General features: G+C 36.2%; 20 protein-coding genes. 10 read left to right on the forward strand and 10 right to left on the reverse strand.

Going from position 1 to position 23819, the window contains the following annotated elements:
• Nucleotides 1-21: 21 nt before the first annotated feature.
• Together AQPE_RS19260 and AQPE_RS19265 are read right to left on the reverse strand one after the other, a co-directional pair.
• Nucleotides 22-840, reverse strand: coding sequence for an alpha/beta fold hydrolase (locus tag AQPE_RS19260; protein WP_318348126.1), 819 nt, complete (start codon nucleotides 838-840; stop codon nucleotides 22-24).
• Nucleotides 841-851: 11 nt separating this feature from the next.
• Nucleotides 852-1562, reverse strand: coding sequence for a pyridoxine 5'-phosphate synthase (locus AQPE_RS19265; protein WP_318348127.1), 711 nt, complete (start codon nucleotides 1560-1562; stop codon nucleotides 852-854).
• A 66-nt stretch (nucleotides 1563-1628) separates the two neighbouring features.
• On the opposite strand from AQPE_RS19265, the gene AQPE_RS19270 reads away from it, so the two are divergent.
• The 8 genes from AQPE_RS19270 to murI all read left to right on the forward strand — a co-directional run bounded on the left by AQPE_RS19270 (nucleotide 1629) and on the right by murI (nucleotide 9682).
• Nucleotides 1629-2294 (forward strand): CBS domain-containing protein, encoded by a 666-nt coding sequence (locus tag AQPE_RS19270; RefSeq protein WP_318348128.1) that lies wholly within the window; start codon nucleotides 1629-1631, stop codon nucleotides 2292-2294.
• 22 nt (nucleotides 2295-2316) lie between these two features.
• Complete coding sequence (locus AQPE_RS19275) at nucleotides 2317-3198, forward strand: NAD kinase (RefSeq protein ID WP_318348129.1); 882 nt, start codon at nucleotides 2317-2319, stop codon at nucleotides 3196-3198.
• A gap of 175 nt (nucleotides 3199-3373) precedes the next feature.
• Nucleotides 3374-4141: a type IX secretion system protein PorG gene (gene porG / locus AQPE_RS19280; RefSeq protein WP_318348130.1), complete on the forward strand. Its 768-nt coding sequence runs from the start codon at nucleotides 3374-3376 to the stop codon at nucleotides 4139-4141.
• A 65-nt stretch (nucleotides 4142-4206) separates the two neighbouring features.
• Complete coding sequence (locus tag AQPE_RS19285) at nucleotides 4207-4950, forward strand: isoprenyl transferase (RefSeq protein WP_318348131.1); 744 nt, start codon at nucleotides 4207-4209, stop codon at nucleotides 4948-4950.
• Between the two features lie 18 nt (nucleotides 4951-4968).
• On the forward strand, nucleotides 4969-7638 hold the full coding sequence (bamA, locus tag AQPE_RS19290) for an outer membrane protein assembly factor BamA (protein ID WP_318348132.1): 2670 nt from the start codon (nucleotides 4969-4971) through the stop codon (nucleotides 7636-7638).
• A 60-nt stretch (nucleotides 7639-7698) separates the two neighbouring features.
• A complete protein-coding gene (locus AQPE_RS19295; RefSeq protein WP_318348133.1) occupies nucleotides 7699-8214 on the forward strand; it encodes an OmpH family outer membrane protein in 516 nt (171 codons plus the stop codon).
• 39 nt (nucleotides 8215-8253) lie between these two features.
• On the forward strand, nucleotides 8254-8769 hold the full coding sequence (locus AQPE_RS19300; RefSeq protein WP_318348134.1) for an OmpH family outer membrane protein: 516 nt from the start codon (nucleotides 8254-8256) through the stop codon (nucleotides 8767-8769).
• Nucleotides 8770-8845: 76 nt separating this feature from the next.
• Nucleotides 8846-9682: a glutamate racemase gene (murI, locus tag AQPE_RS19305; RefSeq protein ID WP_318348135.1), complete on the forward strand. Its 837-nt coding sequence runs from the start codon at nucleotides 8846-8848 to the stop codon at nucleotides 9680-9682.
• A gap of 94 nt (nucleotides 9683-9776) precedes the next feature.
• Here murI and AQPE_RS19310 read toward each other — a convergent pair whose 3' ends face one another.
• The 6 genes from AQPE_RS19310 to AQPE_RS19335 all read right to left on the reverse strand — a co-directional run bounded on the left by AQPE_RS19310 (nucleotide 9777) and on the right by AQPE_RS19335 (nucleotide 16912).
• Complete coding sequence (locus tag AQPE_RS19310) at nucleotides 9777-10676, reverse strand: nucleotidyltransferase family protein (RefSeq protein ID WP_318348136.1); 900 nt, start codon at nucleotides 10674-10676, stop codon at nucleotides 9777-9779.
• Nucleotides 10677-10840: 164 nt separating this feature from the next.
• A complete protein-coding gene (locus AQPE_RS19315) occupies nucleotides 10841-12163 on the reverse strand; it encodes an MFS transporter (protein ID WP_318348137.1) in 1323 nt (440 codons plus the stop codon).
• A 620-nt stretch (nucleotides 12164-12783) separates the two neighbouring features.
• Entirely contained in the window at nucleotides 12784-14313 is a 1530-nt protein-coding gene (locus AQPE_RS19320; RefSeq protein WP_318348138.1) for a tetratricopeptide repeat protein, read from the reverse strand.
• A 141-nt stretch (nucleotides 14314-14454) separates the two neighbouring features.
• On the reverse strand, nucleotides 14455-14583 hold the full coding sequence (locus AQPE_RS19325; protein ID WP_318348139.1) for a hypothetical protein: 129 nt from the start codon (nucleotides 14581-14583) through the stop codon (nucleotides 14455-14457).
• A gap of 529 nt (nucleotides 14584-15112) precedes the next feature.
• A complete protein-coding gene (locus AQPE_RS19330) occupies nucleotides 15113-16642 on the reverse strand; it encodes a tetratricopeptide repeat protein (RefSeq protein WP_318348138.1) in 1530 nt (509 codons plus the stop codon).
• Nucleotides 16643-16783: 141 nt separating this feature from the next.
• A complete protein-coding gene (locus AQPE_RS19335) occupies nucleotides 16784-16912 on the reverse strand; it encodes a hypothetical protein (protein WP_318348139.1) in 129 nt (42 codons plus the stop codon).
• Between the two features lie 162 nt (nucleotides 16913-17074).
• Between AQPE_RS19335 and AQPE_RS19340 the strand changes: the two genes are divergently transcribed.
• Nucleotides 17075-19939, forward strand: a complete 2865-nt coding sequence (locus tag AQPE_RS19340) for a CHAT domain-containing tetratricopeptide repeat protein (protein WP_318348140.1) — start codon at nucleotides 17075-17077, stop codon at nucleotides 19937-19939.
• A 63-nt stretch (nucleotides 19940-20002) separates the two neighbouring features.
• On the opposite strand, the gene AQPE_RS19345 is transcribed toward AQPE_RS19340, so the two are convergent.
• Together AQPE_RS19345 and AQPE_RS19350 are read right to left on the reverse strand one after the other, a co-directional pair.
• A complete protein-coding gene (locus tag AQPE_RS19345; protein ID WP_318348141.1) occupies nucleotides 20003-20587 on the reverse strand; it encodes an RNA polymerase sigma factor in 585 nt (194 codons plus the stop codon).
• A 540-nt stretch (nucleotides 20588-21127) separates the two neighbouring features.
• Nucleotides 21128-21859 carry a hypothetical protein gene (locus AQPE_RS19350; protein WP_318348142.1) on the reverse strand — a complete coding sequence of 244 codons (732 nt, stop codon included), beginning with the start codon at nucleotides 21857-21859 and terminating at the stop codon, nucleotides 21128-21130.
• Between the two features lie 113 nt (nucleotides 21860-21972).
• On the opposite strand from AQPE_RS19350, the gene AQPE_RS19355 reads away from it, so the two are divergent.
• The gene (locus AQPE_RS19355) at nucleotides 21973-23811 is read left to right on the forward strand and encodes a BamA/TamA family outer membrane protein (protein WP_318348143.1); all 1839 of its coding nucleotides are present in this window, start codon (nucleotides 21973-21975) and stop codon (nucleotides 23809-23811) included.
• Nucleotides 23812-23819: the final 8 nt, after the last annotated feature.

Consider the following 23819-nt stretch of genomic DNA (forward strand, 5'->3'; position numbering starts at 1 on the left):
CATCAAGGGATTCCATCTTTTTTAGAGAGATGGAATCCTTATGAATCTCCAAATCGTTTCCATGAAAAGTTGAGGCTGTTCGGCATGTAGCCAATGCCCGGCATCCGGAATTTGTACGATTTCGGCTTCAGGATAAATACGCCGGATTGAAGCATAATCTTCAGGAAGAATATAATTTGAATTGGCTCCTTTAATAAAGAGTACAGGGTAATTGTTTATTGGAAGCCGATCGTCGAACCAATGTGCATTTACGCCCTTGATAATTTCGTCGAGATTATCGTACAAAACCGGCACATTCAACCGCCATTCGTATAGCTGGTTCTCTTTATTCCGGTGCACATTTTTCAGAAGAAATTGAACAATCTGGGTGCTGTCAATTCGCTCATTCAGAAAATCTTCAACTTGTTTCCGTGAGTCAATTTTACCGAAATCAAGTTCGAGCATTGCCCGTAAGATGTTGTTGTGTAAATAGTACTGGCTTTCGTCGTTCAGTAAAAAATAATCTTTAGGTGCAATATCCACAACAATCAGCTTTTCAATGCGTTCAGGATAATCGGCAGCAAAGCACATGGCTGTTTTTCCGCCCATGCTGTGTCCCATTAAAATGGCTTTCTCAATTTTTTGCTGATCGAAGAATTCGGCCAGATCGTTTTTCATCGCTTCGTAGCTATGTTCTTCCGAATTTGGAGAACGACCATGATTGCGCTGATCGATCATATAAACCTTGTAGTTTGTTGATAGCTTTTTGCCGACAGTCAGCCAATTATCCGACGATCCGTAGAGTCCGTGTACAATTACAATCGGAAACCCTTCGCCTTCTTCTCTGAAAAAAAGATTCATTTCAGTGGTTATTACAAACAAGAGAGGTAATCCTGGATTGTGCTTCTCAAACCCATGTAAAGTGCATCGGCGATGAGTGCGTGACCGATGGAAACTTCGTCAAGAAAAGGAACATGATCGTGGAAGAAGCGAAGATTTTTTAGGCTTAAATCGTGTCCGGCATTGATTCCCAATCCAAGTTTGTGAGCCAGATTTGCTGCTTCTTTAAACGGGGCAACAGCGCTGATTGGATCGACTGGATACATTGTTGCGAAAGGCTCTGTGTATAATTCAATGCGGTTGGTGCCTGTTTCTTTCGCTCCTTCTATTGCAGATAAATCGGGATCAACAAAAATAGAAGTCCGGATTCCGGCTTCTTTGAAACGGGCGATAACTTCTTTCAGGAAATCCATGTGTTTGATGGTATCCCAACCGTGATCGGATGTTAATTGGTCGTGCGAGTCGGGAACAAGGGTCACCTGATGCGCTTTTACATCGATTACCATCTGGATAAAATCTTCACTGGGATAGCCTTCAATGTTAAATTCAGTAGTGATAATTGGTCTAATATCAAATACATCCTGACGACGAATGTGTCTTTCGTCAGGTCTTGGATGAACTGTAATTCCCTGAGCACCAAATTTTTGACAGTTGATAGCCGCATCTAAAACGCTTGGGGTATTTCCTCCACGCGAATTTCGTAATGTTGCTATTTTGTTTATATTTACACTTAGTCTGGTCATATCCGAATTTTATGAGCGCAATTTACGATTAAGATTTGATTCAGGCCATATTGAAAACTTAAAAAAATGATCGCACAAAACCTGCTTTCTGAAGTTGTTCCTCCTTTGCGTCTGACTGATAATGGTCAGAAGGCTTTGAATTGGATGGAAATTTTCAGGATTTCGCATCTGCCGGTTGTCGATGGGAAGCGTTTGGTTGGATTGATATCGGATAAAATTATTTATGACCTGAATATTATAGACAAGCCCGTTGGTGAATATTCAGATCATTTGCTTTCGCCTCACATCCATACAAATCAACATATCTACGAAGTTTTTAATGCCATTTCAGTTCTCAAATTAAGTGCTGTTCCGGTGCTCGATTTGTACGATCAATATTGTGGTGTAATAACTGTTTTTGATTTGGCTCAAAAATTTGCTGAACTGGTTGCGGTTCAAGAGCCGGGAGGAGTAATTGTGCTTGAATTAAATTCGATTGATTATTCACTATCGCAAATTGCTCAGATTGTTGAAGGCAATGATGCGAAGATTTTGAGCTTTTACATTTCTCCTGAAGTTGAATCGAAACGAATGACAGTAACTTTGAAGATAAATGTGGTTGATTTGTCAGCAATTATTCAAACCTTTGTTCGTTACGATTATAACATTATCGCGGTTTATATGGATGATTCTGTAATTAATGAAATGTATGACGATCGCCTTGATCAGTTGTTTCGGTTTATGAATATTTAATTTTCGTTTCAAAGTTCCATTCATGAAGATAGCACTATACGGACAGACAGTTAATCCTGAATTTTTTGAGGAATTGTTGGGACTATTCTTTTTGTTGAAAGAAAAGCAGATTGAAAGTTTTATTTATCGGCCATTTCTGGAATACTTACACATGGACTGTGGAATTTATCCTGAAGTTACTGGCCAGTTTGATGATAGCAACGATTTACCTGACGATATTAGTTATATGTTCAGTTTGGGTGGCGACGGTACATTTTTGAAATCTTTTTTGGTCGCTAAAAACGGTTCAATACCGTTGGTGGGTATTAATTCCGGCAGATTGGGTTTCCTTTCTGATATTTCAAGAGATGAGATTGATAGCGCGGTGAGTGATATATTGGCAGGAGATATTTTAATTGATGAACGCACCGTACTTGAACTGGAAATTGTATCCAACAAACAGTCTGTTTTTCAATATGCCTTGAACGAAATAGCAGTTACCAAGCTCGATTCTTCATCGATGATCAATATTCATACCTACATGAATGACGAATTCTTGAATACGTATTGGGCTGATGGACTAATTATTGCTACGCCAACAGGTTCCACGGCTTATTCATTGAGTGTAGGTGGTCCTATTCTGACACCAGATTCTGAGAATTTTGTGATAAGCCCAATTGCTCCGCATAATTTAACCGTCAGGCCAATGGTTGTTCCCGATCACCATTCCATCACTTTAAAGGTTGAAGGTCGTGGCCTTCATTTTCTTGCATCGATTGACTCCAAGTCAGAACCTATATATTTTACCGAATCTCTTCTAATTCGGAAGGCTCCCTTTAAAGTCAAGACTATCAGACTCAAGGATCACAGCTTCTTCTCAACGCTTCGTAATAAGCTCATGTGGGGCGTGGATAAACGGAATTGATTTCTGCTCAACTTAACAATTTTTAATCTTTATTTGGGTTTTATAATATGCATCAGGCATGGATATATCAGAATTGTATTACTTTTGTAGCACTTGGAAGGTGTTATGTTCAGAGTCTAAATGATAGTGCCTGAATGATTTATAGAGTGGAAACCCCTTTCAAAAATGTATTTCGATGAAGCAATTATTTGTAATTTTTCTTATAGGATTTCTGGCAATTAAGGCACTTGCGCAACCAAGTGTTGATATCGGTGTTTTCGGAGGAGGAGGTACCTATTTGGGTGACATGACAAAGGTTGATTTCCAGAAATCCATTAATCCAGCATATGGCGGTTTTGTCAGATACAATTTTAATCCGAGGTACGCATTACGGTTTAATGTAATTAATGGAACGATTGGAGCCGAAGGCGAATATGATTATCAGCTTTATAATCCTGATCCAACAGATCTTTTTTGGAGTTTTAGCAAGAATGTACTTGATATTTCATTGAACTTTGAATGGAATTACCTTAAATATATTGTTGGCGATAAAGAAACTCCCTGGTCGACCTTTATTTATGGTGGAATTGGAATACAGACATTTAAATACAGCATTCAAACCGTTAATGGGATCAATGATGGTTCAGAATTAGCTCCAACCATCCCGTTTGGCCTTGGTGTCAAATATAATCTAAGCAAAAGATGGGGAATTGGATTCGAAGGCGGTTTGCGAAAATCGCTCTCAGACAAGTTAGATAATCTGGATGATCCACTGAATTATGTTAATGCAGACAATATTCAAATTAAATATACCGATCAGCTTCATAACAATGACTGGACAGCATATATGGGTATTCATCTGGTCTATAAATTAATTTACGGAAATCAGAATTGGGAATTGAGGACCGTAAAAGAACGTAACATGATAGATTGGGGAATTAAGAATAAAAATAGAAGGGAGTAAACCAATTATTTTAGAGTATTTTTGGCTCCGGAAAAATTTGGATGAGATTGTTTAAACGATAGGAAATGTCATTTAAAGATAAACTGATAAAGGATAAAGTACCAAAACATGTTGCCATCATTATGGATGGAAACGGTCGTTGGGCTGCTCAATTTGGCAATGAACGAACCTTCGGCCACGAACACGGTGTTGATGCAGTGCGTTCAGTTGTTGAAGGTGCCGGAGAAATAGGCGTTGAATATTTAACACTATATGCTTTCTCTACCGAGAATTGGTCTCGTCCAAAAGAGGAAGTTGATGCTTTGATGGGATTATTTGTTCAGGCGATTTCTGAAGAAACCGATGAATTATTGAAAAATAATGTTCGACTTCGTGCCATTGGCGACATTTCCAGTTTGCCTATAAATGTTCAGGAAAAATTTTTGTGGTCGATAGATAAATTGAAATCTTGCACTGGTTTAACTCTTGTAATTGCAATCAGTTATAGTTCGAAATGGGAAATCATTGAGGCGGTCAGGCAAATCGCAGAACAAGTAAAACTTGGGAAAATTCAACCTTCAGAAATCGATAATAGCCTCATGGAATGCTATCTTAATACTTCTGAAATGCCCGATCCTGAATTATTAATTCGAACAAGCGGCGAATGCAGAATAAGCAATTTCTTATTGTGGCAAATTGCATACAGCGAATTATATTTTACGCCTAAATTATGGCCCGATTTTCGAAAAGAAGATTTATTTGAAGCCATTTTTGATTTTCAGAATAGAGAAAGACGGTTTGGTAAAACGGGCCAACAACTTATAAGTTAATATCAATAACGAAATAGAATGCATAAAATAAAACTGTTTATTGTTCTGCTGTTAATCAGCGTAAAAGTATTTTCCCAAGAAGCTGAAAGTGACAGCACAAACTTTTCCATCTATTATTCGAGTCCAAAGGAATATGTAATTAGTGGTTTAGATGTTCGGGGAATACGATACCTGGATACACAGGTATTATTACAGATTTCAGGACTTGCCATTGGCGACAAAATTACAGTTCCAGGTGATGCAGTAACTAATGCAATCAAGAAACTCTGGAATCATGGTTTGTTCTCTGATGTAAAGATTACTGCTGACAAAATTGTAGGTGATAATATTTGGCTTCGTATTAATTTGCAGGAACGTCCACGACTTGCCGATGTGAATTTTAGTGGTGTTTCAAAGTCGGAAAAGGACGATATTACCAAGAAAGTTTTACTTCTAAAAGGCAGTCAGGTTACCGATAATCAGTTACGTACAGCTGAAAAAATTATCAAGAATATTTTTCTTGATAAAGGATTTTTGAATACGACCGTTAATGTTCTTCAACGTGACGATACCACACAAACCAATAGTGTTATTCTTGATATTAATGTCGATAAAAAGGAAAAAGTAAAAGTTAGTGAAATTGTCTTTCACGGAAACGAAAACCTTAAATCGGGTATGCTCGAGAAATCGATGAAAAAGACTAAGGCAAAAAAGATCAAGAACTTTTTTAGCTCTAAGAAATTTCTGACAGAAAAATATGATGAGGATAAAATAAACCTGATTAAAAAGTATAATGAAAAAGGTTATCGTGATGCCACTGTAACCAAAGATTCAATCACAAAACTCGATAACGACAAGGTTCGTTTAGACCTCTGGATTGAGGAAGGTAATAAGTACTTTTTCCGCGATATTAAATGGGTTGGGAATACAATATATCCAAGTGAATATTTGTCAGCCCGACTTGGAATTAAAAAAGGAGATGTTTTTGATCAGAAGTTATTGGATAAACGGACGAAAGACGATGAAGATGCTGTAAGTAGTGATTATTTAGATCATGGCTATTTATTCTTTAACCTCACGCCCATGGAAACACGTGTGGATGCAGATTCTATTGATCTTGAAATGCGCATACAGGAAGGGCGTCAGGCTACAATCGATAAAATTATTATCTCCGGGAATACCAAAACAAATGAACATGTAGCACGTCGCGAGCTCAGAACTTTGCCAGGTGATCTTTTTAGCAAAGCCGATATTATTCGTACTGTAAGGGAGTTATCTCAGCTAGGTCATTTCGATCCTGAAGCGATTAATCCTGACGTGAGACCTCATCCTGAAAACGGGACTGTGGATATAAATTACGAATTGGTCGAAAAAGCGAACGATCAGATTGAGCTTTCAGGAGGTTGGGGTGCAAATATGTTTGTCGGAACCATTGGTCTGAAATTCTCGAATTTTTCTGTTCGAAACATTTTGAATAAAGAAGCTTGGAGACCGCTACCGACCGGTGACGGGCAGGCATTAAGCCTCAGGGCACAAACAAGTGGAAAGTTTTATAAATCGTATAGTTTTACTTTTACTGAACCTTGGTTTGGAGGCAGGAAACCTAATTCGTTTACGCTTTCGTTTTCTCACTCTAAAGTAAATTATTCGGCAAATAATTCATACAGTAGCATGTATAACGATCCATACAGTAGTTATGGTGGTTATGGTGGCGGTTATGGAGGTTACGGCGGTTATGGTAGTAGTTATGGTGGTTATTCACCTTATGGGTATGGCTATGGAGGTTACGGTAGCTCTTACGATTATGGCACGAATTATACCTATACTGATCAATCATCGGCTAATGATCAAATCCAAATAACTTCTGCTGTATCAATGGGATATGGTTATCGTTTACGTTGGCCCGATGATTATTTTACCATGTACCACGAGGTTTCATTTCAGCACTATCAGTTGCAGAATATGGCCGGGTATTATTATTTTCTGAACGATGGCTCTGGAACAGGAAATGGAGGTTTTAATAATTTCAGTTTTAAAACGGCATTTGGCCGGAATTCGATGGATAATCCATTGTATACCCGTAGAGGATCGAGCTTTACTTTATCTCTTCAATTGACTCCACCGTACTCGCTTCTTAATGGAGTCGATTACAGTAAAGTGGGATTGTCGGAACGATATAAATGGATTGAATATCATAAATGGATGTTTAAAGGCGATTGGTATTCACCACTATCGAAAAACACGAATTTAGTTTTACATACCAAATTTGAATATGGTTTCTTGGGCCATTATAACAAATACAGGCAGTCACCTTTTGAAGGATTTCGCGTTGGAGGATCGGGTATGTCAGGATATAATCTTTACGGAAGCGACATTGTTTCACTTCGTGGTTACAAAGATTACAGTCTGAGTAGTTCTCAAGGGTCGAATATTTACAATAAGCTTTCTATGGAACTCAGGTATCCGGTTATCCTGAAACCATCTTCAACCATCTATGTACTCGGATTTCTTGAAGCTGGTAATGCATGGAACGATTTTAGCGATTACAACCCTTTCAAACTTCACCGTTCGGCTGGTGCAGGAGTTCGGATCTTTTTACCAATGTTTGGTTTAATGGGTATCGACTGGGGATATGGCTTCGATCAGGTTCCTGGCCAAAGCGATGCCGCCGGAAGTCAGTTTCATTTCGTAATTGGTCAGCAATTTTAATTCAATAGTTTGGTCTGGAATTTGCTAAACCTCTAAAGAAATAATTTAAAACATAACGCAATGAGGAAATTAGTTATTATCACAGGGATTTTATTACTGGCAACAGTAACTACATTTGCACAGAAATTTGCCTACGTTGATACAGAATACATTCTGGAAAACATTCCGTCTTATAAAGCAGCGCAGGAACAGTTGGATCAGTTATCCGGGCAATATCAGAAGGAACTGGAATCGATGCATGCCGAATTAGAACAGATGTACAAGGACTTTCAATCTGAAAGTGTGTTGCTTTCGGATGAAATGAAACGTAAACGTGAAGATGTGATTGTCACCAAAGAAAAGGAATACAAAGAGTTGCAGCGCAAATACTTTGGTAGGGAAGGTGATTTGTTTAAAAAGCGCAAGGGATTGGTAAAGCCAATTCAGGACGATATATTTAATGCGATTCAGGAAATCTCGACTGAAGGAAGTTATGCTGTGATATTTGATAAAGCGAATGGACTTACATTAATCTATACAAATCCAAAATTTGATCTTTCCGATCAGGTTTTGACCAAACTTGGGTATAAAAATTAATATTATAAATTTGTCAAAATAAATTAAATCTAGAAAAGTATGAAAAGTGTTTTCAAAATTTGTGTTTTAGGGATTCTGTTGCTTTCAGCAGGTTTTGCCAATGCTCAGGCTCCAAAATTTGGTCATATCGATTTGCAGGCTCTTGTACAGATTATGCCAGAGAGAGCTACTGCTGAGAAACAATTTACCGCCTATCAGAAGGAGTTGGAAGATGCACTTGGTGTTATGCAGAAGGATTTCCAAACACTATACATGGATTATGCCGCAAAAAGAGATTCTTTGTCGGAGACCGTGAGAAAAATGAAGGAAGATGATTTGAATGCTAAAAATGAACGGATTCAGACATACCAACAAAATGCACAACAGCAGCTCCAGACTAAACAGGCTGAACTGTTAAAACCAGTATTTGATAAGGCTGATAAAGCCATTAAGGAGGTAGGTGCCGAAAAAGGTTTAGTTTATGTATTCGACATGAGTTCACGGGTAATTCTTTATAATTCAAAAGAAAGTGTTGATATTCTTCCTTTTGTAAAGACTAAATTGGGAATTCAATAATAGGATCAATTAAAATATTGAGAAAAGCCATCTGATTTCAGATGGCTTTTTTAATTTTGTTCAAACTCACAGAGATATGTCACATCAATTTCAACCCATCGGAGTTTTTGATTCAGGATATGGCGGATTAACCATCCTGAAAGAATTCATCAACGTTATACCCGAATACGATTTCATTTATTTGGGCGATAATGCACGGGCACCATATGGTTCGCGTTCGTTTGAGGTTGTATATGAATATACATTACAGGCAGTGACCAAACTTTTTGAAATGGGATGCCCCTTGGTTATTCTGGCGTGCAATACTGCATCTGCCAAAGCGCTCCGGAATATTCAGATGAATGATCTGCCTCAGATGGATCCAAACCTGAGGGTTTTAGGCGTTATTCGCCCCGCTGTTGAGGCGATAGGTGATTTTACCCGGAATGGGCATGTAGGGATACTGGGAACCACCGGAACAGTGCTTTCGAACTCTTACCCAATAGAGCTGGAGAAATGGGCCAACGGGAAAGTTGTGAAAACGACCCAAGAAGCTTGTCCAATATGGGTTCCTTTGGTCGAAAATAATGAGATCGATTCACCGGGAACCGAATACTTTGTTTCGAAGAATATTAATAATTTATTGTTGGCTGATCCTGAGATTGATTCAATTATTTTGGGTTGCACGCATTATCCTTTATTATTGCCTGTTATTCAGAAGTTTGTTCCTGAAGATATTCAACTTTTAGAACAGGGCAAGGTTGTGAGCAGCAAGTTGGTAGAATACTTAAGTCGTCATCCTGAAATGGATCAAAGATGCTCGAAATCAGGAATCGTAAAATATTACACTACTGAGAATGTTGAAATTTTCGAAAAAAATGCGGCCACATTCATCGGGCAACGAGTGAAATGCGAAAAGGTGATATTGAAATAGCAAAAAGGAATTTAGAATCTGGTAGTTTGGCGGCGAATCACTGACTTTTTCATCCGCTATCAGGTAAAGAACTTTACCTGATAGCGGACGTTGATTACCAAAGTTTCGCGGGATAGATTCCCCGATCAGTCAAATTTTGTATTTGTTCAATCACAAATGGTTTATCTTCCTGATAAGTAACTCCAAACCAGGGAGAATCTGCATGTAAAACTTCAACGCTAATCAGTCCGGTTTTAATCATTTCGAAAACAACAAAAGGGATGTAGAATTCCGATTTAGGCTGATTAATATGGTTTGTTAAGAAGTCAATGAATTGGGTTTCTATGTTTTCAAAGATCGAAGGATGAAATCCCCAGAAATTCATCGATACGGTTTCATGTCCGGTTAATTTAATCGTTTTATTCTCCTCCGATTCGCAGAGTATTTCGCCTCCTTCAGGTCTTATTTTATGCGTCTCTGTGATTTTAGTTAATCGATTATTCTCGTCAGTTACACAGATTCCCCTTGAAACGGATCCAAATTCAGATAAGGTATTGTTTAAACGGTAACCTACCATTGCATATTTTTCTGGAGTAATTGCTTGTGTCAAATATTCAGCAATGACCCGGTATGCTTCAGCTCCATAAAAATCATCGGCATTTATCACGGCAAACGGTTCGCTAATAGCATCTTTTGCCATCAACACAGCATGGCCAGTTCCCCAAGGTTTTTCACGTCCCTCAGGCAACTGAAATCCTTCAGGGAGCATATTGGTTTCCTGATATACATAGCTGATTTCAATTTTACCTGCAAGCTTGGATTCAAAGCGGGTTTTAAAACTTTCTGCAAAACTTTCACGAATAACAAAGACTACTTTGCCAAAGCCAGCTCTGATCGCATCATAAACTGAATATTCCAAAATTGTTTCACCATTTGGGCCAACAGGTTCTATTTGTTTTAGTCCGCCAAAACGACTACCCATACCAGCCGCAAGAATTAAAAGAGTTGGTTTCATTATATGTATTTTTATGTTGTATTTTTTTTAATTTGGTAAAGCAAAATTAGGCATTTATCTTGTTTTTTTCTGATAAACACAAATATTCAATCGATGTTTGTTTTAAAAGAAAAGGATGTCAGCCTGACATCCTTTTCTTTTAATTTATTCTATCTATCGGAAGTTTATTTTGTTTTAGGGAATTTCTTTTTAATAATTATTGAAAGTCCAATAAAAGCAATAATCAAAATAACGGGTAAGATGGACATGTTTCTTAAAGTGGTTTGAGGACCTGATGTTTCGATTGATTTTCCCATAATTGGTAAAACCATGGAGGTGGCAACAAAGCCGGCCCCACCCAAAATTGACATTCCCAATGCGCCACTTTTGGGCACATACTCCGACGCTACGCCAATCATAGTTGGCCAGAAATAACAGACACCAACGGCAAACACTGCTGCTGAAAGTAAGGTCATAGCAGCACCATTGGAAATACTGAGCAACCATAAACCTACAGTAGCGATCACTGATGATCCCAGTAAAACTCCTGTTGGATTTAAACGGTGTATCAGACCTCCGGCGAAATAACGCCCAATGGCCATAATTCCTGTTACAACAACCAGTATAATCATTGGATTGATTCCGTTGGTCTCCAGTAGTGCATTAATCCATTGTGTTGTCCCCAACTCGGTGGAGGCGGTTAACAACATACAAAACAGCACCAAAGGAAATAATAAACTGATTTTATTGATTGCTCTTCCTTCAATAAGGACCAAAATCAAAATAATGCCAACGGCGATATAAGGATAAATACTGTCGAAATTTAAGCTTAATGATGGAACAGATGCAATCAAGATCATTACTATCACGGTTGCAATTATTGTAAATGGGGCACCAACATTCCTCATCATCTCTTTGTAGCTTACACCACTCGAAACACGTTCTGTTTCCGGAATTTTCTGTCCCCAAAATAGAAACCCGTATATTGCCAATGGAATGAATAAAAGGCTTACCAATATCTCCCAGCGAAGGTTGAGTGTATCCATAACTAGCCAAGCCAGTATTCCTCCAATTACAATTCCGCCAGGAAACCAAACATGAAACCGATTTAGCATTTTTGTTTTGTTATTGGGAAATAAAGTGGCAATAAGCGGATTGCATGCAGCTTCAACACTACCATTTCCGAAACCAATAAAAACATTTGCAATAAATAATGAAGTCATGTCTTTAGCTAACAGTAAAAGCACAATTCCAATTAAGTGCATTCCAAAAGCCATCCTAATTATTGTTTTGGTTTTTACAAGGTCAATAATAAAACCACCAGCAAACATGGCAACAGCAAATCCCCAGAAAGCCGGTCCAAATGCATAGCCAATTTGCTCTTTAGTTAAGCCATAGTCAGTTGAAAAAACGCCCTCAATTTTAGCCCTGATAGCAAAAGTAATTGCTGTAACTAATAGCGCCAGACAAGCTGCAATAAATAGTCTTTTTTGATTTACATTTTCCATAAGCTCATTTTCGTTAGTTAATATTTATGTCGATTATTTAGGTTTGAATCTAATGCATTACTTGTTAGATGAGTCGTGCGGATTTTAAAGCCTATTGAAGAAGGATTCGAAGGGTTCATAAGTTTATGATCTTGTTAGTTAGTTGTAAATGTAGGAAAAAATCAGAACAGAATATATCACTTGAGAAGGAGATAAATTTTCTTTTTTGAATGATTTATAATTGACTTTGATGAAATTGAAAAGTCAAATGATGTATTTTACAGATTCTAATAAACACGTAAAGCCCGATAAAAATCGAGCTTGTTATGAGGGTAATATGTGATTCAATTAACTTTTAAAACCGGAATGGTTTCGAGCAAGTACCTGGTTGAACATGAACAATTAAGGAACAAGTACCAATCGAAGGCCTAAGCCGGGCGAACAACATTAACTATTTTTAAGAACTATTAAAAACTGGTTTGGATTTCGTGAATACCTGGTTTGAACAAGAACAATTAAGGAACAAGTATTAACCGAAGACCCGAACAACAACAAGATTTTAAGAACAATTGATAATAAAGGAACAAGTATTAATCATTAAAACATATAAAGAACAAGATTGCGAACGAACTAAGAATATATTATTCTGAATATTTTATTTTACCAAGGATTGATTGAGCCTTTTGCTGGTAGAATCCTTCGTTTTTAGCTATTTTCTTAAATTGTTTGTATGCTTTTTTGTTTTCATTGGTTTGCAGGTAACAAAGCCCGATATACCACTCGGCCTGTTCGGTAAAAAGGTTGTCTTTGTCAACAATTACAGTTTCGTACTCTTTGATTGCATTTTGGTATTTGCCGGTTTCCTGAAGCGAGATCCCTGAGTAAAAATGCCCAACCATATTGTTTTGATCTTTGCTTATCACCTCGCTGAAAAGATCCAGGGCTGCATTATAGTCTTGATTTTCAAATTTTTGCAAAGCTTTTGTAAGCGTTTGGTTTGCAGTTAAGTTTGCAGAACGAACGATACCTGTAGCTTCATATTTGTTGTAGAATTTCTGATAGATATCTTCCTGGGACGATTGTCTGGACAAAATTCCGGTAATACCCAATAAAAGTATAATAGATGCAGCAACTGTTGATACGAGGATACGTTTGGCTTTAAATTTTCCGGAGAATGATCGCTCTGTTTGTTTGTTTGCTGCTATTTCACCTGCAATGTTTTGAAGATTGTTTCTCAACTGCATGACATCGGTTTCGGATAGTGCCAGATCGATGTTTTTGATTAACTCGATCTCATCCATCAATTTCTGATTCGATGTTAATTCAGCTTCAAACGAAGCCAGTTCTTCATTGGAAAGCTCACTGTGGATGTAGCTTTCGAGTTCTTTTATATTTGCAGATGACTGAAATTCAGATCTTTGTATTTTGTTTAAAGAAGCTCTTAGGTTGATGATGTCGCTTTCAGCTGCTGCATGGTCAATTTCCTTGATTAGGCTTACTTCGCTGGCCAGGTCAGAATTGATTGCCAATTCTTCTTCAAATTGAATTTTAAGCTCCGAATCCATCTGGTTATAGATGTAATCTTCGATCTCTTCAACTGAATATTGGTGAGCCGGGATACTTTGAGCAACCTGCATTAAATTAGCCCTTAAATCAAATATGTCATGTTCTTCCAGTGCATTCTGGATGTCATCGAACAGTTCTTCTTCGAATGGACTAAATCCTGATTCTTCGTTACTTACAGAATTTGTGTCAAATTGTTCTTTATAGAACTGATGGATATTTTCCTTTCCGGCAATTTGGTGTTGATAAAGATGAATCTTTGGGAAAGAATGTCCGAAGTTGAAAATATCATCTGGATTGAATTGAGCATTACTGCTTTTTTGTGATGAAAATTCTTCAGTTAATCCAAAGCTGAAAGAATCAAAAACGCTAATATTTTCAATAGATGCACTTTCAGCCTGATTTTGAACGATTTGGTTCAGCGTGTTGCGTAGACTGATAACGTCCTGTTCGCACATGGCCTGTTCCACATCCAGATGAAGATTTACTTCTTCATTCAAGTCCGAATCGATCTCCAGTTGGATTTCAAATTCTTTTAACTCCGGTAGCGTTAATTCCGAGTTAAGGTACTTGTCTGTCTGTTCAAAATATTCTGATTTGCGTATCATTTTGTTGTTTCTTAGAGTATTATAAGGCCTGAAATGGCGTTATAAAAGTGTTCAGTCTCCTGCTGTTTTGATCCAAAAGAAAAATTTGGACTACAAGCAATCGAATGATAATAAAAAATGAATGATTTAATCTGGAAGAAATTAGTTCAGATCAGCATATGAATCTGCAACTTTCCCACCTTTTACTAAAGAAAGTTCTTCAGCAGTTAACACGTCGAAAGAGAAAGAATCAAAATTTTTTGTTTCGTTGTTCGCAAATAAAGTTTTCATTACTTTTGATTTTAATGATTAATACTTGTTCCTTAATTATTCTTGTTCGATGGTTTATCCCTGAATCAGGCAAAAGGTAACCCCAGTATTTAGAAAAAAAATGAAATTTTTTTATTGAATTTGTTTAAGTTGCTTATATTCTGCTTGTTGATTATTAGAATTTTTTCCTCAGATTCTAATAAACACGTAAAGCCCGATAAAAATCGAGCTTGTTATGAGGGTAATATGTGATTCAATTAACTTTTAAAACCGGAATGGTTTCGAGCAAGTACCTGGTTGAACATGAACAATTAAGGAACAAGTACCAATCGAAGGCCTAAGCCGGGCGAACAACATTAACTATTTTTAAGAACTATTAAAAACTGGTTTGGATTTCGTGAATACCTGGTTTGAACAAGAACAATTAAGGAACAAGTATTAACCGAAGACCCGAACAACAACAAGATTTTAAGAACAATTGATAATAAAGGAACAAGTATTAATCATTAAAACATATAAAGAACAAGATTGCGAACGAACTAAGAATATATTATTCTGAATATTTTATTTTACCAAGGATTGATTGAGCCTTTTGCTGGTAGAATCCTTCGTTTTTAGCTATTTTCTTAAATTGTTTGTATGCTTTTTTGTTTTCATTGGTTTGCAGGTAACAAAGCCCGATATACCACTCGGCCTGTTCGGTAAAAAGGTTGTCTTTGTCAACAATTACAGTTTCGTACTCTTTGATTGCATTTTGGTATTTGCCGGTTTCCTGAAGCGAGATCCCTGAGTAAAAATGCCCAACCATATTGTTTTGATCTTTGCTTATCACCTCGCTGAAAAGATCCAGGGCTGCATTATAGTCTTGATTTTCAAATTTTTGCAAAGCTTTTGTAAGCGTTTGGTTTGCAGTTAAGTTTGCAGAACGAACGATACCTGTAGCTTCATATTTGTTGTAGAATTTCTGATAGATATCTTCCTGGGACGATTGTCTGGACAAAATTCCGGTAATACCCAATAAAAGTATAATAGATGCAGCAACTGTTGATACGAGGATACGTTTGGCTTTAAATTTTCCGGAGAATGATCGCTCTGTTTGTTTGTTTGCTGCTATTTCACCTGCAATGTTTTGAAGATTGTTTCTCAACTGCATGACATCGGTTTCGGATAGTGCCAGATCGATGTTTTTGATTAACTCGATCTCATCCATCAATTTCTGATTCGATGTTAATTCAGCTTCAAACGAAGCCAGTTCTTCATTGGAAAGCTCACTGTGGATGTAGCTTTCGAGTTCTTTTATATTTGCAGATGACTGAAATTCAGATCTTTGTATTTTGTTTAAAGAAGCTCTTAGGTTGATGATGTCGCTTTCAGCTGCTGCATGGTCAATTTCCTTGATTAGGCTTACTTCGCTGGCCAGGTCAGAATTGATTGCCAATTCTTCTTCAAATTGAATTTTAAGCTCCGAATCCATCTGGTTATAGATGTAATCTTCGATCTCTTCAACTGAATATTGGTGAGCCGGGATACTTTGAGCAACCTGCATTAAATTAGCCCTTAAATCAAATATGTCATGTTCTTCCAGTGCATTCTGGATGTCATCGAACAGTTCTTCTTCGAATGGACTAAATCCTGATTCTTCGTTACTTACAGAATTTGTGTCAAATTGTTCTTTATAGAACTGATGGATATTTTCCTTTCCGGCAATTTGGTGTTGATAAAGATGAATCTTTGGGAAAGAATGTCCGAAGTTGAAAATATCATCTGGATTGAATTGAGCATTACTGCTTTTTTGTGATGAAAATTCTTCAGTTAATCCAAAGCTGAAAGAATCAAAAACGCTAATATTTTCAATAGATGCACTTTCAGCCTGATTTTGAACGATTTGGTTCAGCGTGTTGCGTAGACTGATAACGTCCTGTTCGCACATGGCCTGTTCCACATCCAGATGAAGATTTACTTCTTCATTCAAGTCCGAATCGATCTCCAGTTGGATTTCAAATTCTTTTAACTCCGGTAGCGTTAATTCCGAGTTAAGGTACTTGTCTGTCTGTTCAAAATATTCTGATTTGCGTATCATTTTGTTGTTTCTTAGAGTATTATAAGGCCTGAAATGGCGTTATAAAAGTGTTCAGTCTCCTGCTGTTTTGATCCAAAAGAAAAATTTGGACTACAAGCAATCGAATGATAATAAAAAATGAATGATTTAATCTGGAAGAAATTAGTTCAGATCAGCATATGAATCTGCAACTTTCCCACCTTTTACTAAAGAAAGTTCTTCAGCAGTTAACACGTCGAAAGAGAAAGAATCAAAATTTTTTGTTTCGTTGTTCGCAAATAAAGTTTTCATTACTTTTGATTTTAATGATTAATACTTGTTCCTTAATTATTCTTGTTCGATGGTTTATCCATGAATCAGGTAAAAGGTAACCCTGTAATTAGAAAAAAAATTAAAAAATTAGAATTGATCTTTTTTTTCTGTAATAAATACTTTAGATAAATTAGTGTGAGTATGAAGAAAATATTTTTTATGATCTTTATTTATATATTTTCTTCTTCTGTCTTTGCCTTGGATAAAAGGTCTATTGATCAGGATAGCTTATTGTCTCTTAAGCTTCAAAAAGATGGGATTGCTGCGGGTAGACTTGGTGATTTTGAGTTAGCATTGAAGAATTTTGAGCAATTGTATAAACTCCGTCAGAAGATGTATGGAGTTAATAGCGTTCGCTTGGCTTCCCCATTAATTAATATTGGAATTCAGTATAAAAACCTTGGAAATTTCGATAAAGCGATAGAATCGTATAAGAAGGCTGAATCTTTGTGTCTTAATGATATGGGAGACAATAATCTTATGCTGGGAACGGTTTATGTTAATTTAGGTAATATCTTTCGTCTTGATGGCGATTATAATCAAGCATTAGAATATCAGAAAAATGCTTATCGTATTTTAAAAAAGGATAGTGCAAAATATATCATGAATTTTCAGGATTCAAAGTATAACATTGGAGAGACACAATTAAAACTCGGAAACAATAAGGAGGCAATCAGATTTACTCAATTGAATTTAATGACTATTTCGCCTCAATTAAAACCCTTATTGTATGATTTGATTGCTTCTGCATATAGAAATGAGGGTGAGTATGAATTGGCTGAACTAAATTATTTAAATGCTATAAATACTTGGATAAAATTATATGGATATTATAGTGAAGGAGTAATATCTGAATATCTTGCTTATTCATCATTTCTTATGTCTCAGAAAAATTATGAAAAGGCTCTGCTATATTCTACTAAGGCAAAATCAATTGTTTTAAAGTTTTACGGTGAAAAAAGCACAACATATGCTGAAGTGCAGTCAAATTTTGGTGATTACTACTATTTGAAAAATTCTGAAGCTGGACAAATTGATGATTTTCGTGCGCAAAGGAAGAAGTATCTAAATGAAGCAATTCAGTACTATCAAAATTCAATTGTTTCACTCGTTGATTCTTTTCAAATCAAAGATCCTTTTGCTGAACCTCCTTTAAAAAATGTAATTTCAGATATCCAATTGGTAGAAGTGTTTAAGAAAAAGGCTCTGTCAATGGAGAAACTTGCTGATATCTATTTATCGGAGTTCGATTATAAAAATTCGATTAAATATTATAACGCAAGTTTAAACTCACTCTCTAATGCAATAGATCTAATACACCGCCTGCAGATTGGATTTGAAAATGAGGACAGTAAATTCTTTTTGTCTCAGAATCAGGAATCAACTTTTTTAGAGGCAATAAACATTTCTTATAAATTGTATAGTCAGACTAAGAGGTTTGAGTTTATTGAGAAGGCTTTTGAATTTTCTGAAAGAAGTAAGTCCTCCAATTTACTTGCATCAGTTAAAGATGTTAAGGCTAAAGAATTTGGAGGAATTCCAGATTCTTTGATGAAAAAGGAGAACATTTTAAAAGGTAATATCGCGAGTTATAACTCTTTGTTATTTGAAGAGAATCATTCTGAAAAACCAGATTCTCAGAAAGTCAATTTGTATTCGGCAAAAATATTTAAGTATAATGAAGAATATAATCGATTGATCGATTCGTTTGAGAAGTTATTTCCACAGTATTATGCGCTAAAATATGAAAACAAAGTTGTTGGTATAAAGGAGATACAATCTAAAATAAGTAACCGTCAATCATTTTTGGAATACTTTGTTAATGAGCCGGAAAGTAAAACCGGTAAAGGAGAAATTTATCGCTTTTTAATCACAAAGGATTCAGTAAATTTTTCAAAGGAGAGTGTTGATTATTCGTTTGTAAATAACATTCAGTCAATTCATGATTTCCTGGTTAATCCCAATTACCTTTATACCAAGAAGAAGGATTTTGTGGAATATTCGGTTGCTGCTTATGGATTGTATGAAAAACTAATAAAACCTGTTGCAAAAAAGTTGAATGGTACAAGTCTGACTATTATCCCACACGATAAACTTTCATACATTCCATTTGATGCATTATTAACGCAGTTGCCCGATACAAGTGTCATGAACTTTAGAAATTTGAATTATTTGGTTCGTGATTATGCGATTAACTATAGCTATTCGGCAACTCTCTTGTATGATTATTTTGATCAGAAAAAAAGAAGTTCAAAAAGCCTTCTGGTATTTTCTCCGAAATATGATTCGCAGGAATCAAGAATCGATCCTGAAACTGCGGTTTCTTACATTCTGAGCCCTTTGCCAGGCGCCAAAGACGAAGTAAAAGGAATATCAAAGTTTGTTTCATCAGTTTCATTTGTTGATGAGCAAGCACAGGAAAATACCTTCAAAGAAAAAGCTTCAGAATTTGATATTTTGCATTTGGCCATGCATACGATCATCAATGATAGTGTGCCGATGCTATCGAAATTGGTCTTTTCGAAACCTGATCAAAAGTCAACCGATGATGGGTATTTGAATGCCTACGAAATTTATAATATGAAACTCAATGCTCGTTTGGCTGTTTTGAGCGCGTGCGAAACTGGTACTGGTAAACTTCAAAGAGGGGAAGGAGTAATGAGTATGGCTCGCGGGTTTATTTATGCCGGGTGTCCATCTATAGTAATGACTTTATGGCAAGTTGAAGATAAATCGGGAGTGAAGATAATGGAAGACTTTTATAAATATTTGTCGAAAGGGAAACGAAAAGATGTGGCGCTTCGAATGGCAAAACTAAATCATCTTAATAACTCTGATCCTTTAACTGCCCATCCTCATTTCTGGCTCGGATATGTTAATATTGGCAATCCGGAACCTTTATATACAAGTAAGGATGTTTATTTTGTAATTTTTCTTTTTATCACTCTGCTCGTGGTTTTGGCTGATTGGCAATTTCGAAGGAGAAGGCAAAAGCGAAGAAATTAGGTTCTTTGAGGTAATTCAGGATATTTAAATTTCATCAATGTGCTTTCAAACGACAAGATCTGATTAATTATCGCCACTTAAAATTTTATTGTATTCAAGATCTTGTTTAATGCTTTTAATTAAGTATTCCTTACATTTAAACTTACGTTTTTTAGCATATTTTTCACTCTTGAATCCCATGATCTGAGCAATATTCTTAAGTGGAACTTTGTCGAAATACAACTGCAATATTTTCTGGCAATCTTTTCCTAAATTAATAAAATGCTTTTGATATAAACGGTAGCGTTCGTTTAGATCAGCCACTTTTTCTAACCCATCATCATATAAATCTTCATGGTATTCATGATTGTCTTTAATCTTTTCCTTTTCAATTTTTCTTTTCTCAAGCTGTTTAAGCCATAGGAATCGGCAAACTGAGTATAAATAAGTTTCAAAAGTACAATCTAAAACCAACTCATTGGCTTTTAACTTTCTGAAAATAATAATGATTGCCTCCTGAAATATATCATTTGCATCATCATCATCGCCACTGTTTTTTTTGATGAAAAAATTAATCTTGGAATAGAAATTCTTATAGATATATTGCAATACAATAGTATCATTTCTTCGAATCCCATTTAACAGGTCAAGGTTTGAATAATCGATCATCGCAAGAGATTAAATTATTTAAAATGATTTAGGCAGCAGGAAAACTCTAAATTCATTCCGGCTTAAAAATCACTATAAAATGTTGAAAATGCAAATGTTTTTAATCGATTTTCCTTCAGAATGTCTACAAATAAGGCACTTCCTATTGATTTGTTGAATTCCAGGTCTTCTTCCGTTGAATATTTTAACTAAATTCAGATAAATTGAAGTTCGATGAAATACTATATTTAATGATAAGTTGTTGTTAATCTGTACGTATTTCGTGTAATTCAAAAAAACACTACGGATTCTTTTTGAAATAGGGAGTTGAAATTTGAGGAATAATTGATTTTGCAATGATGGAGATCTTTGAAAGGAAAACATATAAAAACAAAAAGGTAGAACCTCTGTCCTACCTTTTCTCTCTTAAACTAACTAACCTAACTAAACCTAAACTTATGAAAAAAAATGTATTACAAATGTAGGGGTTGACATTCTAAAATTATGAAAATAATTGTTAAATGATGTTAAAGTTATTGTGCCCTCTACATTAATCTGATGTTACTGAGCCACAAATCGGTAGGTGATTGTTCCTCGTTGTACCGATGGTGCTTTTTGATCTGAATTAAATACAGTACGTTCAGCCGCCTGTGTCGCATATAAAGGTAGCATTGGATCTTTTAAATTATTTGATGATCTGGCTTCAGCTTTAATTACGTTTCCTGCTCGGTCAACCTGTATGTCAACTGTAATTGAACCTCCACTTTTGGCTAAAAAAACGGGTATTGGAAGGCGGACGTGAAAGCGGTTTTCAAGAAAATAGTGAATATTGCTTTTCCCAGAGTATATTGTGTTTTTTATTGAATCAGGGTTTTGTCCTTCGGTAACGGCCTCAGGCATCTCAAATTTCTTTGTTTGAGGTATTTTTTTTGAAAGTTGTTTATTCACATTACTGACCATTTTTTCGGCTTCTTCAATGTCGTGTTTGTAGCTGGCATCAAAGAATTTATCTTTTTTCATGGCGTCATTTACCGCACGGTTGCTTCCCATATTCTGATCATACGTATTTTTCTGATCGGTGCTATTCTTATTGCCTTGTGTTTTCTCTGGTTCGGGAGTATCAACTTTTTCAGGAGGTAAAACAAAATCTAGCAAAATAGTTTCTTCTTTTTCGGTTTTTATTTTGAAATGTAGCTCTTCTATCCAAAAACCTGTCATCAACAAGATATGAAAGATCAGGGTTCCCATAACCCCGTACATGTTTCTTCTATATAATTCTTTTATATTCAGCATTTCGTCGCAAATTTAATAAAATCGACTATTACTGAATCATGAATTTCTAGGTTGGCAAAGCTTTTTATAAATAAAAAGATAATTTTAGAATTTGGAATAGAATACATGAAAGCATGAAGATTGCATTGTTTACTATAATTCTCCTCTCTTCGTTAACCCTTGCCGGTAAAGATGTGCTTATTCAAAATTGTGACACTTTGAAAGCTGTTACTTTTGATAAAAGCAATAAGCTATTCTATGATAGTTTGCAAATTAGGGCTTCCCGTCATCGGGTAACCAGATGGCTCTATGGTACCATGATCCGTTCTGCCAGAGATTCAGGAAATGTTGATTTTCAGTCGTACGAATACTATAAAAGTTTTCAGAAAAAGACTATTGGCACAATTTCAATTCGGTCGCTTAAGATATTTGGGCCTAATTTCGATGATACATTGAAAACTACCAACATTTGGATTGAAAAAGCAGCCAATACATTACATTCCCAATCGAACTTGTATGTTATCCGGAAGAATTTATGGATCAGAGAAGGTCAATCGCTCGATCCTGACCTGATGATGGATAATGAACGACTTCTTCGAAGTTTACCCTATCTGAAAGATGTCCGGATTGTCATTACACCACGTCCGCTAAATAATGATTTGGTTGATATTCTTATTCTTACTCAAGATGTTTTTTCGTTTGGCGTTACAGGAGGCATTGGAAGTGTAAATAAGGGAGAAGTTGGTATCTATGATAAAAATATTTTGGGCGTTGGGCACGAGGCTGGTGTCACCATCGTTGCACATACCGACAAAGCTCCACACATCGGCTTTGAGTCTTATTATTCAGTAAATAATATCATGGGAAATTTCATTAATTTCTCTACCGGATATGCAAATACTTACCTGCATCAGGAATTGTTTCTTTCTCTTCAACGCGATTTCTTACGGCCACAATCTGTTTATGCAGGTGGGTTCACTACTATGCGAAGTTTCAGGACAGATCGAGTATATTTGAATAATAATGTGATTAGCACAGATCCTTTGAATTATATTTATCTTGATGGGTGGTATGGCAGGCGATTAAAGCTAGGAATCAGACCCAACGACAGTCGTTTCCAGATGACTCTTTCAGGGCGTATCAGATATACTCATTTTTATGACCGACCGTTGCCCGATAGTAATAACAATCAGTATTTCGCCAATAGCAAATTTTATTTGGGAAGTTTAAGTTTCTCGCATCGGTCGTATGTCCGGGATTATTTGGTTTACAGCTATGGAATTACTGAAGATATCCCGAAGGGGTATTTGTGTGAACTGGTTTTTGGGTACGATCACAATGAGTTTAATGATAGGTGGTATTCTCATGTATTTTTGTCGACCGGCAATCTGTTTAAAAATAAACCATTTTATTTATACACCTCTCTTGGGGTTGGAAGTTTTTTTAATCAATCGCATACCGAGCAGGGAATGGCCGACTTGAAGTTCGATTTTATTTCGCCACTTTTTCAAGTTTTGAATGTTCAGGCAAGGCAATTTATCAAATTAAATTATACGATTGGAATTAACCGGTTCGATATTGAAAATTTGTTGTTGCTGAATAGTAATGGCATCAGAGGGTTTGGAAGTCTCATTGGTAAAGGAAAGCAACGTTTGACTTTAAATGTTGAAAATGTATTCTTTCAGAAAAAAGCAGTTCTGAATTTTAAGACTGCTTTATTTTCTTTTTTCGATGTTGGAATTGTTGGGCCATCTGAACAATCCATATTCAAGCAAAGCTATTATGCCGGTTTGGGCCTTGGTCTTCGAATTCGAAATGAAAATCTTGTGTTCAAGACCATTCAGCTCCGACTAGCCTGGTATCCCAATCATCCGAGCGATGTAAATTCCATCGGTTTTATTCTCGATGGGGTTTCTAAAACCCGGTTTTATAATTTTCAGCCGCGTGGCCCGGAACCTTTACGTTTCGAATAATTCCTGAT

It is taken from the genome of Aquipluma nitroreducens (assembly GCF_009689585.1).
In the GTDB taxonomy this organism is placed as follows: Bacteria; Bacteroidota; Bacteroidia; order Bacteroidales; family Prolixibacteraceae; genus Aquipluma; species Aquipluma nitroreducens.